12 protein-coding genes and 1 pseudogene are annotated in these 16026 nt (G+C 73.7%); 9 read left to right on the forward strand and 4 right to left on the reverse strand.

Annotation, left to right across the window (positions count from 1 at the left end; all coding sequences use genetic code 11):
- Window positions 1-123, reverse strand: a pseudogene (locus ABZ956_RS16590) (2-keto-myo-inositol dehydratase); the annotation flags it as partial.
- A 217-nt stretch (window positions 124-340) separates the two neighbouring features.
- Between ABZ956_RS16590 and iolC the strand changes: the two are divergent.
- The 6 genes from iolC (at window position 341) to ABZ956_RS16620 (ending at window position 8756) form a co-directional block, all read left to right on the forward strand.
- Window positions 341-1366, forward strand: coding sequence for a 5-dehydro-2-deoxygluconokinase (iolC, locus tag ABZ956_RS16595; RefSeq protein ID WP_361893282.1), 1026 nt, complete (start codon window positions 341-343; stop codon window positions 1364-1366).
- Window positions 1363-2253, forward strand: coding sequence for a deoxyribose-phosphate aldolase (locus ABZ956_RS16600; protein WP_361893285.1), 891 nt, complete (start codon window positions 1363-1365; stop codon window positions 2251-2253). Before iolC ends, ABZ956_RS16600 begins: the two co-directional genes overlap by 4 nt.
- Window positions 2254-2341: 88 nt before the next feature.
- The gene (iolB, locus tag ABZ956_RS16605) at window positions 2342-3229 is read left to right on the forward strand and encodes a 5-deoxy-glucuronate isomerase (protein ID WP_361893288.1); all 888 of its coding nucleotides are present in this window, start codon (window positions 2342-2344) and stop codon (window positions 3227-3229) included.
- Window positions 3226-5103, forward strand: a complete 1878-nt coding sequence (gene iolD / locus ABZ956_RS16610; protein ID WP_361893291.1) for a 3D-(3,5/4)-trihydroxycyclohexane-1,2-dione acylhydrolase (decyclizing) — start codon at window positions 3226-3228, stop codon at window positions 5101-5103. The genes iolB and iolD overlap by 4 nt, the downstream gene beginning before the upstream one ends.
- 21 nt (window positions 5104-5124) lie before the next feature.
- Window positions 5125-6618, forward strand: coding sequence for a CoA-acylating methylmalonate-semialdehyde dehydrogenase (locus tag ABZ956_RS16615; protein ID WP_361893293.1), 1494 nt, complete (start codon window positions 5125-5127; stop codon window positions 6616-6618).
- Between the two features lie 44 nt (window positions 6619-6662).
- On the forward strand, window positions 6663-8756 hold the full coding sequence (locus ABZ956_RS16620; protein WP_361893296.1) for an FUSC family protein: 2094 nt from the start codon (window positions 6663-6665) through the stop codon (window positions 8754-8756).
- 33 nt (window positions 8757-8789) lie between these two features.
- Here the strand turns inward: ABZ956_RS16620 and ABZ956_RS16625 are convergent, their stop codons facing one another.
- Window positions 8790-9389 (reverse strand): TetR/AcrR family transcriptional regulator, encoded by a 600-nt coding sequence (locus ABZ956_RS16625; protein ID WP_361893299.1) that lies wholly within the window; start codon window positions 9387-9389, stop codon window positions 8790-8792.
- Between the two features lie 87 nt (window positions 9390-9476).
- Here ABZ956_RS16625 and ABZ956_RS16630 point away from each other — a divergent pair, with 87 nt between their 5' ends.
- From ABZ956_RS16630 to ABZ956_RS16640, 3 genes are all read left to right on the forward strand, one after another.
- Complete coding sequence (locus ABZ956_RS16630; protein WP_361893302.1) at window positions 9477-10007, forward strand: PH domain-containing protein; 531 nt, start codon at window positions 9477-9479, stop codon at window positions 10005-10007.
- Window positions 10004-11500, forward strand: a complete 1497-nt coding sequence (locus tag ABZ956_RS16635) for a PH domain-containing protein (RefSeq protein ID WP_361893305.1) — start codon at window positions 10004-10006, stop codon at window positions 11498-11500. Before ABZ956_RS16630 ends, ABZ956_RS16635 begins: the two co-directional genes overlap by 4 nt.
- A 110-nt stretch (window positions 11501-11610) precedes the next feature.
- Window positions 11611-13269: a sigma-70 family RNA polymerase sigma factor gene (locus tag ABZ956_RS16640; RefSeq protein WP_361893308.1), complete on the forward strand. Its 1659-nt coding sequence runs from the start codon at window positions 11611-11613 to the stop codon at window positions 13267-13269.
- Window positions 13270-13330: 61 nt separating this feature from the next.
- Here the strand turns inward: ABZ956_RS16640 and ABZ956_RS16645 are convergent, their stop codons facing one another.
- Window positions 13331-14083 (reverse strand): succinate dehydrogenase/fumarate reductase iron-sulfur subunit, encoded by a 753-nt coding sequence (locus ABZ956_RS16645; RefSeq protein ID WP_361893310.1) that lies wholly within the window; start codon window positions 14081-14083, stop codon window positions 13331-13333.
- Entirely contained in the window at window positions 14080-16026 is a 1947-nt protein-coding gene (locus ABZ956_RS16650) for a fumarate reductase/succinate dehydrogenase flavoprotein subunit (protein WP_361893313.1), read from the reverse strand. The genes ABZ956_RS16645 and ABZ956_RS16650 overlap by 4 nt, the downstream gene beginning before the upstream one ends.

Genomic DNA, 16026 nt, shown 5'->3' on the forward strand with positions numbered 1-16026 from the left:
GAAGCGTTCCCAGGGGATCTGCGCCGGGTCGTCGGCGAACCAGACGCCCCACGAATCCGGTGCGGAGCCGACGCGGATCCGGTTCAGGGCGGGGGGCTGGGGCGATGGGGCGGCGGCGTCCATGCGGCGGCTCTCCTCTCGCCGGTCGGCGTTGACCGGGCAAGGGCTGGGGATGCCCGTAGCTTCCTGGCTGGGCCGGGGAGTGTCAAGGTTTCGTCCGGACATATGGACGTAACGTCAATACCACCTTCGCGACGTCCTTATGTAAGGACAAATGCTTGACATCGCCGTGCGCCCCCGGCTAGACCTGAGCCCGGAACCGAAGGGCGGAGGGGAGACCATGACCGGTCCGTACGACCTCGTCACCATGGGCCGGGTGGGGGTGGACCTCTACCCCCTGCGCACCGGGGTGCCGCTGGCGGAGGTCGAGACGTTCGGGAGGTTCCTGGGCGGCTCGGCGGCCAACGTCGCGGTCGCCGCGGCCCGGCTGGGCCGCCGCACCGCCCTGATCAGCCGCACCGGCGACGACCCCTTCGGCGGCTACGTCCGCGGGGCACTGCGCGACTTCGGCGTGGACGAGCGGTGGGTGACGCCCGTGGCCGCCTACCCCACGCCCCTGACGTTCTGTGAGATCCACCCGCCGGACGACTTCCCGCTGTACTTCTACCGCCGCCCCAAGGCGCCCGACCTCGAGATCCACGCCGCCGAACTGGACCTGGACGCCGTCCGGGCGGCCCGGATCTTCTGGGTGACCGGCACGGGCCTGAGCGAGGAACCCAGCCGGACGGCGACCCTGGCCGCGCTCGCGGCGCGCGCCCGGCGCGGCGTCACCGTCTTCGACCTCGACTGGCGGCCGATGTTCTGGGGCGGTGAGGGCGGCGCCTCCGGCGCCGGGGGCGCCACCGGGCCGGCCGCCATGGCCGCCGCCCGGCCCCACTACGCCGCGGCCCTCGCCCACGCCACCGTGGCCGTGGGCAACGCCGACGAGTGCGAGGTCGCCACCGGCGAGCGCGAGCCGTACGCCGCGGCCCGCGCGCTGCTGGCCGCGGGCGTGGAGCTCGCCGTCGTCAAACAGGGCCCCAAGGGCGTCCTCGCCGTCCACCGCGACGGCACCACCGCACAGGTGCCGCCCGTGCCGGTCGAGGTCGTCAACGGCCTCGGCGCCGGCGACGCCTTCGGCGGCGCGCTCTGCCACGGGCTGCTCGCCGGCTGGGACCTGGAGCGCGCCGTGCGCTACGCGAACGCGGCGGGCGCGATCGTCGCCTCCCGGCTGGCGTGCTCGTCCGCGATGCCCACGGACGACGAGGTCACAGCCCTCCTCGCCGCCCACCCCGACCGTCGCATGGAAGCCGAGGGCACCCCGTGACGCCCATCCGTATCGCCGACCTGACGACGGTCCGCAGCCGGCACCCCGAAGCCGTCGCCGAGGCCGCCGCGCGGCGCGAGCGCCGGCCCCTGCTCGGCGACCGCGGCCGACTGATGATCATCGCGGCCGATCACACCGCGCGCGGCGCGCTCGGCGTCGCCGGCCGGAGCCTGGCGATGGCCAACCGGGCCGACCTGCTGGAGAGGCTCTGCCTCGCCCTCTCGCGCCCCGGCGTCGACGGCGTGCTCGCCACCGCCGACATCCTGGACGACCTGCTGCTGCTCGGCGCCCTCGAGAACAAGGTCGTCATGGGCTCCATGAACCGCGGCGGCCTCCACGGCGCCTCCTTCGAGATGGACGACCGCTTCACCGGGCCCCGCGCGCACGACCTCGTCCGGCGTGGCTTCGACGCGGGCAAACTGCTGCTGCGCATCGACTACGACGACCCCGGCTCGCTGACGACGCTGGAGTCCGCCGCCCGCGCGGTCGACGAGATGGCCGCCTGCCGGCTGCCGGTCTTCGTGGAGCCGTTCCTGTCCCGGCGCGTCGCCGGCGCGGTCCGCAACGACCTCGGCGCCGAGGCCGTCACCACCTCCCTCGCCATCGCCTCGGGCCTCGGCGCCACGTCCGCGTACACCTGGCTGAAGGTGCCGGTCACCGACGACGCCGCGGACATGACGCGCGTGATGGAGGCGTCGACGCTCCCGGCGGTGCTTCTCGGCGGCGACGTCGGGAACGACCCAGGACGCCAGGAGGCCGCGTACGAACGCTGGCGCGCGGCGCTGCGGCTGCCGACGGTGCGCGGACTGGTGGTGGGGCGCGCCCTGCTGTATCCGCCGGACGGCGACGTGGCCGCCGCGGTCGACACGGCGGTGGGCCTGCTGTGAGGACAGCGGCCGAGGAGACTGAAGAGAGGGACGAATCCCACCGCCGGGCCCGGCGGTGGCGAATCAACCGACAGGAGGCGAGAGGCGCATGACCCCCACTGACCGGCACCTGCCGGCCGGCACGGCCACCGGCGGCGCGTACGACGTGGACATCGCCCCCGAGCGCGCCGGCTGGGCCTACTCCTCCCTGCGCGTCCTGACCCTCCCGCGCGACGGCAGCCACACCTTCGCCACCGGTGACAGCGAATGGATCGTGCTGCCGCTCAGCGGCGGCTGCGGCGTCGTCACCGACGCCGTGACCTTCGAACTGCACGGCCGTGAGAGCGTCTTCACCGCCGTCACCGACTTCGCGTACCTGCCGCGCGACGCGCACGCCACCCTGACCTCCCGGGACGGCGGCCGCTTCGCGCTCGCCGGGGCCCGCTGCGAGCGTGCCCTGCCCGCGCGCTACGTCCCCGCCTCCGCCGTCCCCGTCGAACTGCGCGGCACCGGCACCTGCTCGCGGCAGGTCAACAACTTCGCCGCCGCCGGGGTCTTCCCCTGCGAGAGGCTGATCGCGGTCGAGGTCCTCACGCCCGGCGGCAACTGGTCCTCCTATCCGCCGCACAAGCACGACGAGCCCTGCCCGGGCGAGGAGTCGGAGCTCGAGGAGATCTACTACTTCGAGATCGCCGACGCGCCCGGCGGCCGGCCCGGCCTCGGCTACCAGCGGGTCTCGCCGTCCCGCGAGAAGGGCACCGACGTCCTGGCCGAGGTCCGCGGCGGCGACGCCGTGCTGATCCCCGACGGCTGGCACGGCCCCTCCATCGCCGCGCCCGGCCACACCATGTACTACCTCAACGTCATGGCCGGCCCCGGCGAGCGGGAATGGCTCATCCGCGACCACCCCGACCACGCCTGGATCCGCACCACATGGCCGGACACGCCGGTCGACCCGCGGCTGCCCCTGTACCCCGAGGGAGAACAAGGACGATGACCCGCCGTCTCACCGTCGCCCAGGCGCTGGTGGAGTTCCTGGCCCACCAGTACACCGAGCGCGACGGCTGCCGCCGGCGCCTGATCGCCGCCTGCTGGGGCATCTTCGGCCACGGCAACGTGGCCGGCGTCGGGCAGGCGCTGCTGGAGACCGGGGACGCGCTCCCCTACCTCCAGGGCCGCAACGAGCAGGCCATGGTGCACGCCGCCGTCGGCTACGCCCGCCACTGCGACCGGCTCTCCGCCCACGCCGTCACCACCTCCATCGGCCCCGGCGCCACCAACCTCGTCACCGGCGCCGCCCTCGCCACCGTCAACCGCCTGCCGGTGCTCCTGCTCCCCGGCGACACCTTCGCCACCCGGCCCGCCGACCCCGTGCTGCAGCAGCTCGAACACCCCGGCGCCGGCGACGTGTCCGTCAACGACTGCCTGCGCCCGGTCTCCCGCTTCTTCGACCGCGTCGGCCGCCCCGAGGCGCTGATCCCCGCCGCCCTGCAGGCCATGCGGGTGCTGTCCGACCCCGTGGAGACGGGCGCCGTCACCCTCGCCCTGCCCCAGGACGTCCAGGCGGAGGCGTACGACTGGCCGGAGGAGTTCTTCGCCGACCGCGTCTGGCAGGTGCGCCGCCCCGCGCCCGACCCCGCCGAGCTGGCCGCCGCCGTCGCACAGGTGCGGGCCGCCCGGCGTCCGCTGATCATCGCCGGCGGCGGCGTCCACCACAGCGAGGCGGAGGACGCGCTGCGCGCGCTCGCCGACGCCACCGGCATCCCGGTCGCCTCCACCCAGGCCGGCAAGGGCTCGCTGCGCCACGACCACCCGGCGGACGTCGGCGGCATCGGCCACACCGGCACCGCCGTCGCCGACGCCCTCGCCCGTGCCGCCGACCTGGTCATCGGCGTCGGCACCCGCTACAGCGACTTCACCACCGCCTCCGCGACCCTCTTCGCCGCGCCCGGCGTCCGCTTCGTCAACCTCAACATCGCCGCGTACGACGCCCACAAGATGGCCGGGCTGCCGCTGGTCGCCGACGCCCGCACCGGCCTTCAGGCGCTGGCCGAGGGGCTGCGGGGGCACCGGGTCGCGCCGGAGTACGTGAGCGCGTACACCGCCGGGAAGGGCCAGTGGGAGGCGGCGGTCGAGTACGCGTACTCCTGGCGCGAGGACGGCGACGGGCGGCTGCCCACCCAGACCCAGGTGATCGGCGCGCTCGAGACCGTCGTCGGCGACGAGGACGTCATCATCAACGCGGCCGGTTCGCTCCCCGGCGACCTGCACAAGCTCTGGCGGGCCCGCTCGCGCCGCCAGTACCACCTCGAATACGGCTACTCCTGCATGGGATACGAGATCCCGGCCGCGATCGGCGTGCGCCTGGCCGACCCGGACCGGCCGGTGTGGGCGCTGGTCGGCGACGGCACGTACCTGATGATGCCGACCGAGCTCGTCACCGCCGTGCAGGAGGGCATCGCCATCAAGGTGATCCTGGTGCAGAACCACGGCTACGCCTCCATCGGCGGCCTCTCGGAGGCGGTCGGCGGCGAACGCTTCGGCACCGCCTACCGCTTCCGGGCGCCCGACGGCACGTACACCGGCGACCCGCTGCCCGTGGACCTGGCCGCCAACGCGGCCTCCCTGGGCATGACCGTGCTGCGGGCCCGTACCGTCCTTCAGCTGCGCGCGGCGCTGGCCGAGGCGCGCGCCTCGGACCGGCCCACATGTGTCTATGTGGAGACCGAAACAGCCGACACACTGTCCGGCGCGCCCCCTGCCCAGGCGTGGTGGGATGTGCCTGTCGCCGAGACCGCGACCCGCCCTGCGGCCGTGACGGCCCGGGAGGAGTACGACCGCAACGCCGCCGCCCGTCGACGTTATCTTTGACCGTAGGAGAGGCCGCAGCCGATGAAGACCGTCAACCACTGGATCGACGGCAAGTCCGTCGAGGGCACCTCGGGCGAGTACGGACCGGTGACCGACCCGGCGACCGGCGCCGTCACCACGCGCGTGGCCTTCGCGTCCGCCGAGGAGGTCGACGCGGCCGTCGCGGCCGCCAGGTCCGCCTACGCGACATGGGGCGGCTCCTCGCTCGCGGCGCGCACGGCGGTGCTCTTCCGCTACCGCGCGCTGCTCGACGCCCACCGCGACGAGCTCGCCGCACTGATCACCGCCGAGCACGGCAAGGTCCACTCCGACGCGCTCGGCGAGGTCGCCCGCGGCCTGGAGATCGTCGAGCTGGCGTGCGGGATCACCACGCAGCTCAAGGGCGAGCTGTCCACGCAGGTCTCCAGCCGTGTCGACGTCGCCTCGATCCGGCAGCCGCTGGGCGTCGTCGCGGGCATCACGCCCTTCAACTTCCCGGCCATGGTGCCGATGTGGATGTTCCCGCTCGCCCTCGCCTGCGGCAACACCTTCGTCCTCAAGCCGAGCGAGAAGGACCCCTCGGCCGCGATCCGGCTGGCCGAGCTGGCCGCCGAGGCCGGCCTGCCCGACGGCGTCCTCAACGTCGTCAACGGCGACCGGACGGCCGTCGACCGGCTGCTGGAGCACCCCGACGTCGCCGCCGTCTCCTTCGTCGGCTCCACCCCCATCGCCCGCTACATCCACACCACCGCCTCCGCCAACGGCAAGCGCGTCCAGGCGCTGGGCGGCGCCAAGAACCACATGCTGGTCCTGCCCGACGCCGACCTCGACGCCGCCGCGGACGCCGCCGTCTCCGCCGCCTACGGCTCGGCCGGCGAGCGCTGCATGGCCATCTCCGCGGTCGTCGCGGTCGGCGGCACCGGCGACGAGCTGGTCGCGAAGATCCGCGAGCGCGCCGAGAAGATCAAGATCGGTCCGGGCGACGACCCCACCTCCGAGATGGGCCCGCTCATCACCAAGGCCCACCGCGACAAGGTCGCCTCCTACGTGCACGGCGCCGCCGCCCAGGGCGCGGAGGTCGTCCTGGACGGCACCGGCTTCACGGTCGAGGGCTACGAGGAGGGCCACTGGATCGGCCTGTCGCTGCTGGACAAGGTGCCGACCGGCGCGGACGCCTACCGCGACGAGATCTTCGGCCCGGTGCTGTGCGTGCTGCGCGCCGAGACCTACGAGGAGGGCGTGGCCCTCATCAACGCCTCCCCCTGGGGCAACGGCACCGCCATCTTCACCCGTGACGGCGGCGCCGCCCGCCGCTTCCAACTGGAGGTCGAGGCGGGCATGGTGGGCGTCAACGTGCCCATCCCGGTGCCGGTCGGCTACCACTCCTTCGGCGGCTGGAAGCACTCCCTCTTCGGCGACCACCACATCTACGGCAACGACGGCGTGCACTTCTACACCCGCGGCAAGGTCGTCACCACCCGGTGGCCCGACCCGCAGGACGGTGGCGTGGACCTGGGGTTCCCCAGCCACCGCTAGCCCTGATTGCCCCTTTACGGGCGATTGGACCGTAAGCTCTGGGCATGACCTGGTCGAGCGCGCTGAAGGACACCGCACGCGCCGGGCTGACGATCGAGCGCACCAAGCTGGAGCCGCTCGTCGCACTGCGCGGCGCCTGCGGGGTCGCGATCGTCATCGGCCTCATCCTGTGGCTCGGCACGCCCAAGCTCGCGGTCTCGTCGGCCTTCGGCGCCTTCGCCTCGGGCCTGGCCACCTTCCAGCGCAGCTGGCGGCCGCGACCGGTGCTGGCGCTGGGCGTGGCCGTCGGGCTCGGCATCAGCACCTTCCTCGGCTACACGGCCATCGGCCATCACGTGGTCTTCGCCGTCCTGCTGGCCGTCTGGACGCTGCTGGCGGGCATGGCGTGGGCGATCGGGCCGGTCTCCGGCATGGTGGCCTCGCAGATGGTCGCCGTGATGCTGTTCACCGTCACCCTGCCCACCTCCGTCCTCGGCGCCCTGCACCACGCCGCCCTGATCGTCTTCGGCGGCCTGGTGCAGGCGGCGCTCATCGTCGTCTTCCCGATCCGCCCCTGGGGCCGCCAGCGCGACGCCCTCGCGGACGCGCTCGCCGCCGAGGCCGACTACGCACGCCGCCTGCGCCACGACCCGGAGGCCCGCTTCGACCCCCAGCCGCTGATGGACGCCCGCAGCGCCGCCGCCCTGACCCCCCGCCAGGCACGGCGCAGACCCAGCCAGCTGGGCGGCCCCCGGGGCCTGGCCGAGCGGCTGCGGCCCGTGCTGGCCTCCCTCGCCGACCCCGTCCTGGGCCCGCCCCCCGAGGGGCCCGAACGCGACCGCGCCCGGGAGCTGCTGGCGGCCGCCGCCGTCGTCCTGGACGCGGTGGCGCACGCCGTCCGCTGGGGCAAGCCCGTACGGCTGCCGCCGGAGGTGATGGCCACCCTCGACGTCCCCGACGCGTCCGGCCTCGTCCTCACCGGCACCGCCCGCCGCTCCGCGCTGCGCCTGATGGTGCTGCTCGCGGACGTCGTCGAATCCGCCGACGAACGCGTCGAGTCGACCCGGCCCGCCGACGCCGGGGAACGCCGGCACCTGCTGCGCCCCTCCGTGCCCAGCCTCGTGCCCGTCGGCCTGCGGGCCCTGCGGCGCGAGGCCCGCTGGTCCTCGGCCATCGGACGGCACGCGGTCCGGGTCACGGCGGTGGTCTCGGCCGGCTATGTCCTGGGCTCCGCGCTGCCCCTGGGGCACGGCTACTGGGCGCCGATGACCTCGGTGATGGTCATGCGGCCCGACTTCGCGCAGACCTACTCGCGCGGCGTGGCCCGCTTCGCCGGGACCGTGGTCGGCGTCTGGCTCGCCGGCGCGCTGATGGTGCTCGTGCACCCGGGCACGTATGTGTGCGCCGGCCTGGCCGTGTTGTGCATCGGGCTGATGTACCTGCTGATGCGTACGGGCTACAGCGTGGCCTCCGCCTGCATCGCCGCCTACGTCGTCTTCCTGCTCGGCATCGCGGGCGAGGGCTGGTCGCAGACCGTCCAGGCCCGGCTGGCGCTGACCTTGCTGGGCGGGGCGCTGGCGCTGACCGCCTACGCCCTCTTCCCCGCCTGGGAGACGCTGCGGCTGCGCGACCGGCTCGCCGACTGGCTGGAGGCCAACGGTCGTTACTCCCTCGCCGTGCTCGCCCTCTACGCCCAGCCGGCGGTCCGCAAGCACCGCCGGGTGCGCGAGTCCCTGCTGGACTCGCGGGCGGCCCGCATGGAGTGGGAGGAGGCCGCCGCCCGCGCGCAGAAGGAACCGGTGCGGCACCGGGGCATCTCCCGCAAGGCCGAGCGCGCGGCGGAGTCGGCGCTGGCCACGATGGGCCGCGCGACGATGCTGATGGAGGCCCACATCCCCGGCCGCGACGCCGAACCCTCCCCGGGCGCGGAGCGGTTCGCGGCCGCCCTGCGCGCCGCCCTGCCGGAGGCGGTGGCCGCCGTGCGGGAGCGCCGCCCCCTGGACTGGACGCCCCCGCGCCGCGCCCACGACGCCTGGCGCGCGGCGGCGGGCGAGGAGGGGGTGGCGGTGCGGGCCTCGGAACTGCTGACGGACGCGCTGGAGGAACTGGCGGAAGCCCTGAGGCCGGGACCGCGCAAGCGCGATCGCCGGAGGAGCTGACGCGTCAGCCCCTCCGGCCGGGGGACCGCTGCGCTACGGCGTGAACAGCCGGTCCAGGTGCGCGTCGGCGAGCCGCAACGCCTCCTGGGGGGTTTGAACGTCGAGCAGCGTGTAACTGGTCAACCCGTCGACCAGACAGATCAGCAGCATCGCCTCCGTCTCCGGATCGCGGTCTGCCGCGACCTCGCCCCGCCCGATGGCCTGCCGGATCTGCTCGGCGAACAGCGCCCGCAGCAGCGGGATGCCCTCCTTGGCGTGCCGACGCAGCCGCTCGTCGTGCACGGCCTGCATGAAGTACGCGATCTGGACCAGGACGCCGCTGCGGCTGTTGTCGTCCAGCGGCAGCATCTCGGCGACGATCTCGCGCAGGACCGTGCGCGGGGAGGGCGTGCCGGCCGTCGCCAGCACGCGCTCGCGGATGCGGCCGGCGGCGAGTTCGTTGATGTGGTCGAGGGCGAAGACGAGCATGTCGCCCCGGCTGCGGAAGTAATGCTGCAACTGCCCGAGCGACATTCCCGCCTCGGCCGCCACGTCCCTCAGGCTCGCGCCGTCGAGTCCGCGCGTGGACGCGATCCGCCACAGGGCAGCGGCGATGTGGCGGCGGCGTTCGTCATGGTCGACGAGCTTGGGCACGGTGGGCCTCTCAGATTTTTACAGGTCAGTTGTATTGCCATAGCCTGGCCCTTCACGATACAACTGACTTGGAAAGAAACGGGGGACATGGTGGCCGGATATTCGCACCCTCCGCAGGTAGGACTCCGGCCACCGTGCCACCGGGTGGACCCCCGGGCCCGGCGCTGGTGGGCCGCGCAGGCATGGCTCACGGTGAGCGGCCCCCTGCTGCTGACGGCCGTGGCGCTGCTCGTGCTGTCGGCCCTCTTCTTCCCCGGGGCGCTGCCCTGGCTGGGCCCTCTGACGGCCCTCGTCCTGGTCCTGCCCGCACTCGTCTACGCCCTGGCCATGCCGAGGGTGCGCTACCGCGTGCACGCCTGGGAGGTGGGGTGGTCGGCGGTCTACGCGGCCAGCGGCTGGTTCTGGCAGAAGCGGCGCATCGCGCCGCTGTCCCGGGTGCAGACCGTCGACACCCGGCGCGGGCCGCTGCAGCGGCGGTACGGACTCGCCACGGTGACCGTCACCACGGCCTCCACGGCCGGGGACGTGACGATCGCCGGGGTCTCCGACGAGGTCGCCCGGCAGCTGGCGGAGCACATCGGCACCGCGGCCCGCACCCTTGCGGGGGATGCCGCGTGAACGGGCAGTGGCGCCGACTCGACCCCCGTACGGCCCTGGCGCACTGCGCCTGGCTGGGCGCGCCGCTCGGCTCGCTCGCGCTCACCGCGCTCGCCACGGGCGGACACCTGGACGCACGCGCCTGGATCACGATCGGCGCCATCGCGCTCGTCTTCGCCGGCATCACCGCGACCGGCTTCCTCACCTGGCGCCGCACCCGCTACCGCGTCACCGCCGACTCCCTCGAACTGCGCACGGGCCTGTTCACGCGGCGCGTACGGGCCGTGCCCCTGCACCGCGTGCGCACCGTGGACCTGACCGCCAACCCGGTGCAGCGGCTGCTCGGCCTCACCGTCCTGCGCGCGGGGACGGGCGGAGGCGGCGGCCGGGGCGGGCGCGAGGGCGAGCTGTCGCTGGAGGCGCTGTCGCGGCCCGAGGGCGAGCGCCTGCGCGCGGAGCTGCTGGCACGCGCGGCAGGCGCGGGCCAGGGCGCCGGGGACCCGGTGCTGGCGGTGGCCGACGCGCGGTGGCTGCGGTACGCGCCGCTGACGTTCTGGGTCTTCGGCGGCGTCCTCACCGTGGCCGGCTCCGCCTGGCGCACGCTGGACGTCATGGGCGTCGAGCCGTGGCGCGTCGGCTTCCTGCGGGGTTTCTTCCGCGAGTTCGGCAACAGCGCGCTGTGGATCACCGTTCCCCTGGCCCTGCTGGTCGTCACCGCGCTGGGAGTCGTGGGCGCCGTGCTGCTCTACGCCGAGAACTGGTGGCGTTATCGCCTGGAATGGACCGATGCGACCACCCTCGGCGTCCGCCGCGGGCTGTTCACCACCCGCGCCGTCTCCCTCGAGCGCGCGCGACTGTGCGGCGTGGCCCTGCGCGAGCCGCTGTTGCTGCGCGCGGGCGGCGGCGCGAGCGTACGCGCGGTCGCCGGCGGCCTCGGCAACCGCGAGGAGAACCGCAGGCGCAGCGTCGTCCTGCCGCCCGCGCCCCGGGCGGTGGCCGAGCGGGTGTGCGCCGGGGTGCTGGGGGCCGCCGCCGGTCCGGCACCCGCGCTGCGCCCGCACCCGCGGGCCGCGTTGCGGCGGCGGGTGGTGCGGGCGCTGGGCTTCGGGGTGCTGCCGGTGACCGTGGCGCTCGCGGTGCTGGGGTGGCTGCTGACGCCGGTGCTGCTGTCCTGCGCGGCGATCTGGACGCTGGTGGCGGCCCCGGTCGCCTGGGCGCTGGCGCGCGACGCCTACCGGTCGCTGGGCCACGGGGTGCGCGGCAGCCACCTCGTCGTACGGTCCGGCGCCTTCGGACGGGAGACGGTGACCCTCGAGCGGGACGCGGTGCTGGCGTGGACCTTCACGCAGACTCCCTTCTCCCGTCGCTCAGGTGTGGCCACTGTCACGGCTGCCGTGGCCGCAGGGGAGGACGGATACCGCATTCGGGATATGTCGGCCGCCGAAGCTGTCGGATTCGCGGAGTTTGCGGCTCCGGGAATCGTCAGTGAGTTCGTCGTCCGGACGGGTGCCTGAGTCTCTTCGCGTACATTCGCACCTACTTTTTTGTTATCTGCGGACCGACGCCCGGTCTCCTAGGTGTCGGATCGAACGCCAATGTGGCGGGTGCGGAAAGAGGTGCGGGCGTGAAGAGTGTGAACGTGGCCGTGGTGGAAGCGGCGCAGGCCGGGAACACCGCGGCACAGGACGAGCTCGTCGCCTCCCACCTGCCGTTGGTCTACAACATCGTCGGACGCGCCCTGAACGGGCACGCCGACGTCGACGACGTCGTCCAGGAGACGATGCTCCGCGTGATCAACGGCCTGGATGGGCTGCGCGACCCCGCCGGCTTCCGCTCCTGGCTCGTGGCGATCACCATGAACCAGATACGCAGCCACTGCCGGGCGGACCGCCTCGAGGCCCCCGTCAGTGGACTGCAGGACGTGGTCGGTGAAGTGCCCGACCCCAAGGCCGACTTCGTCGACCTGACCATCGTGCGGCTCGGCCTGGAGGGCCAGCGCAAGGACGCCGCCGAGGCCACGCGCTGGCTCGACGAAGGGGAGCAGGAGGTCCTGTCCCTGTGGTGGCTGGAGGCCGCCGGCGAACTCCAGCGTGCCGAGGTCGCCGCTGCCCTCGAGCTCACCCCGCAGCACGCGGCCGTCCGCATCCAGCGGACCAAGGCCCAGCTGGAGACCGCCCGCGGCGTGGTCCAGGCGCTCGCCGCCCACCCCCGCTGCCCCCAGCTCGCCGACGTCGTCGTCTCCTGGGACGGCGCCCCCTCCGCGCTGTGGCGCAAGCGCATAGCCCGGCACGTGCGCGGCTGCGTCCGCTGCTCCGGCACCCTGGCCGCCCTCTACCCGGCGGAGGGGCTGCTGGTCGGCCTCGGCCTGGTGCCGGTCGGCGGCGCGCTGCTCGCCCGGTGGGGCGGCGGGGCCGCCGCGCTGCGCGGCGAGGCCGTGGCCCACACCTCCGCGGCGCACGCGGGCACCGGAGCGGCCCGCGGCCACCGGGCCGGCACCCGCCGGCAGGGCGGAGCCCGCGGCCACCGGGCGGGCGGCCGTTCCCGTACCGCCCGCCGGGCCGTCATCGGCGCGGGCGTCCTGGCGATCGTCGGCGGCGGCGTCCTGGGCGGCGGCTACCTCTTCCAGGACTCCTCGGACACGACCGTCAAGGCCGGCTCCGCCGCGGTGCCCGGCGACCTGAAGCAGCAGAGCGCCAAGGAGCCCTCCCCGCTGCGCACCGGACCCTCGCAGTCCGCCTCGCCCAGCGCCTCGGCCTCGACGAGCCCCTCGCCCAGCGCCTCCGCCACCGAGGCGAAGCCCTCCAAGGCCCCCGCACCGCGCACCGCCACCCCCTCGCCCGAGCGCAGCACCGCCTCCCGCGCCCCGAAGGCGTCCAAGGCCCCCGCCGGCAACCCGGGCGGCGGCTCCCTCGGCCAGCAGGTCACCGCCCTGGTCAACAAGGAGCGCGCCAAGGTGGGCTGCTCGCCCGTGACCTCCAACAGCCTCCTGGACGCGGCGGCGCAGGGCCACTCCGACGACATGGCGGCCCGCTCGTTCTTCAACCACACCAACCCCGACGGCAAGGGCCCGGGCGAGCGCGTCACCGCCGCCGGCTACAAGTGGAGCACCTACGGCGAGAACATCGCCTACGGACAGCAGAGCGCCGCCGCCGTCATGGACTCGTGGATGAACAGCGACGGCCACCGCAAGAACATCCTCAACTGCTCCTACAAGGAGATCGGCGTCGGCGTCAACCACGCCCCCGGCGGCCCGCGCTGGACCCAGGTCTTCGGCGCGCGCTGACGCCGCGCGGCGTCCGTCCCGAGCCCGGTCCCGGCCCCCCGTGCCGGGACCGAGCCCTGCGTCAGCGCCGCCGCCCGCCCTTGAGCGTGGCCCGCAGGTACTCGCGGTTCATCGTGGCGATGGACTGCAGCGGTATGCCCTTGGGGCAGGCCGTGGCGCACTCGCCGGTGTTGGTGCAGCCGCCGAAGCCCTCCTCGTCCATGGCCGTGACCATGTCCAGCACCCGGGACTCCCGCTCCGGGGCGCCCTGCGGCAGCACGTTCAGGTGCACCACCTTCGCCGAGGTGAAGAGCATCGCCGAACCGTTCGGACAGGCGGCAACGCACGCCCCGCAGCCGATGCACTCGGCGTGCTCGAAGGCCAGGTCGGCGACGGGCTTGGGCACGGGCGTCGCATGGGCCTCGGGGGCGGAGCCGGTGGGCACGGAGACATAGCCGCCGGAACCGATGACCCGGTCGAAGGCCGAACGGTCCACGACAAGGTCCTTGACCACGGGGAACGCCGCCGCCCGCCAGGGCTCGACGTCGATCGTGTCGCCGTCGCGGAAGTGACGCATGTGGAGCTGGCAGGTGGTGGTGCGCTCCGGGCCGTGCGCCCGCCCGTTGATCACCATGCCGCAGGCGCCGCAGATGCCCTCCCGGCAGTCGTGGTCGAAGGCGACCGGCTCGTCGCCGGAGAGGATCAGCTCCTCGTTGAGGTGGTCGAGCATCTCCAGGAAGGACATGTCCTCGCTGATGCCGGTGACCTCGTAGGTGGTCATGGCCCCGGCGTCCTCGGGGGTGCGCTGGCGCCAGATGCGCAGGGTGAGGTTCACGCGTAGCTCCGCTGGGTGGGGTGGACGTACTCGAAACGCAGCTCTTCCTTGTGGAGCACCGGCGCGGTGCCCGTGCCCGTGAACTCCCAGGCGGCCGCGTACGCGAACTCCGCGTCCTTGCGCGCCGCCTCGCCCTCGGGTGTCCGGCTCTCCTCCCGGAAATGGCCGCCACAGGACTCCGTGCGGTGCAGGGCGTCCAGGCACATCAGTTCCGCGAGCTCGAGGTAGTCCACGATGCGGTTGGCCTTTTCCAGCGACTGGTTGAGCTCCTCGCCGGTGCCCGGCACCTTGATACGGCGCCAGAACTCCTCCCGCAGGGCGGGTATGCGGCCCAGCGCCTTGCGCAGCCCGGAATCGGTACGGGCCATCCCGCACTCGTCCCACAGCAGTTCGCCCAGCTCGCGGTGGAAGGAGTCGGGCGTGCGGTCGCCGTCGACGGCCAGCAGCCGGGCGAGCCGCCCGGTGACGTCGGCGAGGGCGGCGGTGACGGCCGGATGGGAGGGGTCCACGGCCTCGTGGGGGTGGCGGGCGAGGTAGTCGTTGATGGTGGAGGGCAGGACGAAATAGCCGTCGGCCAGGCCCTGCATCAGCGCGGAGGCGCCCAGGCGGTTGGCGCCGTGGTCGGAGAAGTTGGCCTCCCCGATCGCGAACAGTCCGGGCACGGTGGTCTGCAGGTCGTAGTCCACCCACAGGCCGCCCATCGTGTAGTGGATGGCCGGATAGATGCGCATGGGCACCCGGTACGGATCCTCGGCGGTGATCCGCTCGTACATCTCGAAGAGGTTGCCGTATTTCGCCTCGACGGCCGCGCGGCCCATGCGCGCGATGGCGTCGGCGAAGTCGAGGTAGACGCCCTGCCCGCCGGGGCCCACGCCCCGCCCCTCGTCACAGACGTTCTTCGCGGCGCGCGAGGCGATGTCGCGCGGCACGAGGTTGCCGAAGGAGGGGTAGAGGCGCTCCAGGTAGTAGTCGCGCTCCGGCTCGGGGATGTCGGCCGGAGGCCGGGTGTCGCCCTTGGCCTTGGGCACCCAGATGCGGCCGTCGTTGCGCAGCGACTCGCTCATCAGCGTCAGCTTGGACTGGTGGTCACCCGAGCGCGGGATGCACGTGGGGTGGATCTGGGTGAAGCAGGGGTTGGCGAAGTGGGCACCACGCCGGTGGGCGCGCCAGACGGCCGTGGCGTTGGAGTTCTTGGCGTTGGTCGAGAGATAGAAGACGTTGCCGTAGCCACCGGAGGCCAGCACGACGGCATCGGCGAGATAGGTGTCGATCCGGCCGGTGACCAGATCGCGGGCGACGATGCCGCGCGCCCGGCCGTCGATGACGATCAGGTCGAGCATCTCGGTGCGGGCGTGCATCTCGACCGCGCCCGCGTCGATCTGGCGGCTGAGCGCCTGGTACGCGCCGAGCAGCAACTGCTGCCCGGTCTGCCCGCGCGCGTAGAACGTACGGGAGACCTGGACGCCGCCGAAGGAACGGGTGTCCAGCAGGCCGCCGTACTCGCGGGCGAACGGCACGCCCTGGGCCACGCACTGGTCGATGATCTCGACCGAGATCTGGGCGAGGCGGTGGACGTTGGACTCCCGGGCGCGGAAGTCGCCGCCCTTGACGGTGTCGTAGAACAGCCGGTGCACGGAGTCGCCGTCGTTGCGGTAGTTCTTGGCGGCGTTGATGCCGCCCTGGGCCGCGATGGAGTGGGCGCGGCGCGGGGAGTCCTGATAGCAGAACTGCACGACCCGGTAGCCCTGTTCGGCCAGCGTGGCACCCGCCGCGCCGCCCGCCAGCCCGGTGCCGACGACGATGACGGTGTGCTTGCGGCGGTTGGCGGGGTTGACCAGCTTCGCCTCGAAGCGCCGGCGGTCCCAGCGCTCGGCGACGGGGCCGCCGGGAGCCTTGGTGTCGGTGAGAGGAGCACCGACGCGGTAGTGGAGGTATTCGCTCAT

Origin of the sequence: Streptomyces sp. NPDC046261 (assembly GCF_040646235.1) — a bacterium.
Lineage (GTDB): Bacteria > Actinomycetota > Actinomycetes > Streptomycetales > Streptomycetaceae > Streptomyces.

Excerpts from the sequence above, each read along its gene's own strand:
- iolC (WP_361893282.1), top strand. The coding sequence starts at position 341 with ATGACCGGTCCGTACGACCTCGTCACCATGGGCCGGGTGGGGGTGGAC.
- iolB (WP_361893288.1), top strand. The coding sequence starts at position 2,342 with ATGACCCCCACTGACCGGCACCTGCCGGCCGGCACGGCCACCGGCGGC.
- iolD (WP_361893291.1), top strand. The coding sequence starts at position 3,226 with ATGACCCGCCGTCTCACCGTCGCCCAGGCGCTGGTGGAGTTCCTGGCC.
- ABZ956_RS16615 (WP_361893293.1), top strand. The coding sequence starts at position 5,125 with ATGAAGACCGTCAACCACTGGATCGACGGCAAGTCCGTCGAGGGCACC.
- ABZ956_RS16620 (WP_361893296.1), top strand. The coding sequence starts at position 6,663 with ATGACCTGGTCGAGCGCGCTGAAGGACACCGCACGCGCCGGGCTGACG.
- ABZ956_RS16630 (WP_361893302.1), top strand. The coding sequence starts at position 9,477 with ATGGTGGCCGGATATTCGCACCCTCCGCAGGTAGGACTCCGGCCACCG.
- ABZ956_RS16650 (WP_361893313.1), bottom strand. The coding sequence starts at position 16,026 with ATGAGCGAATACCTCCACTACCGCGTCGGTGCTCCTCTCACCGACACC.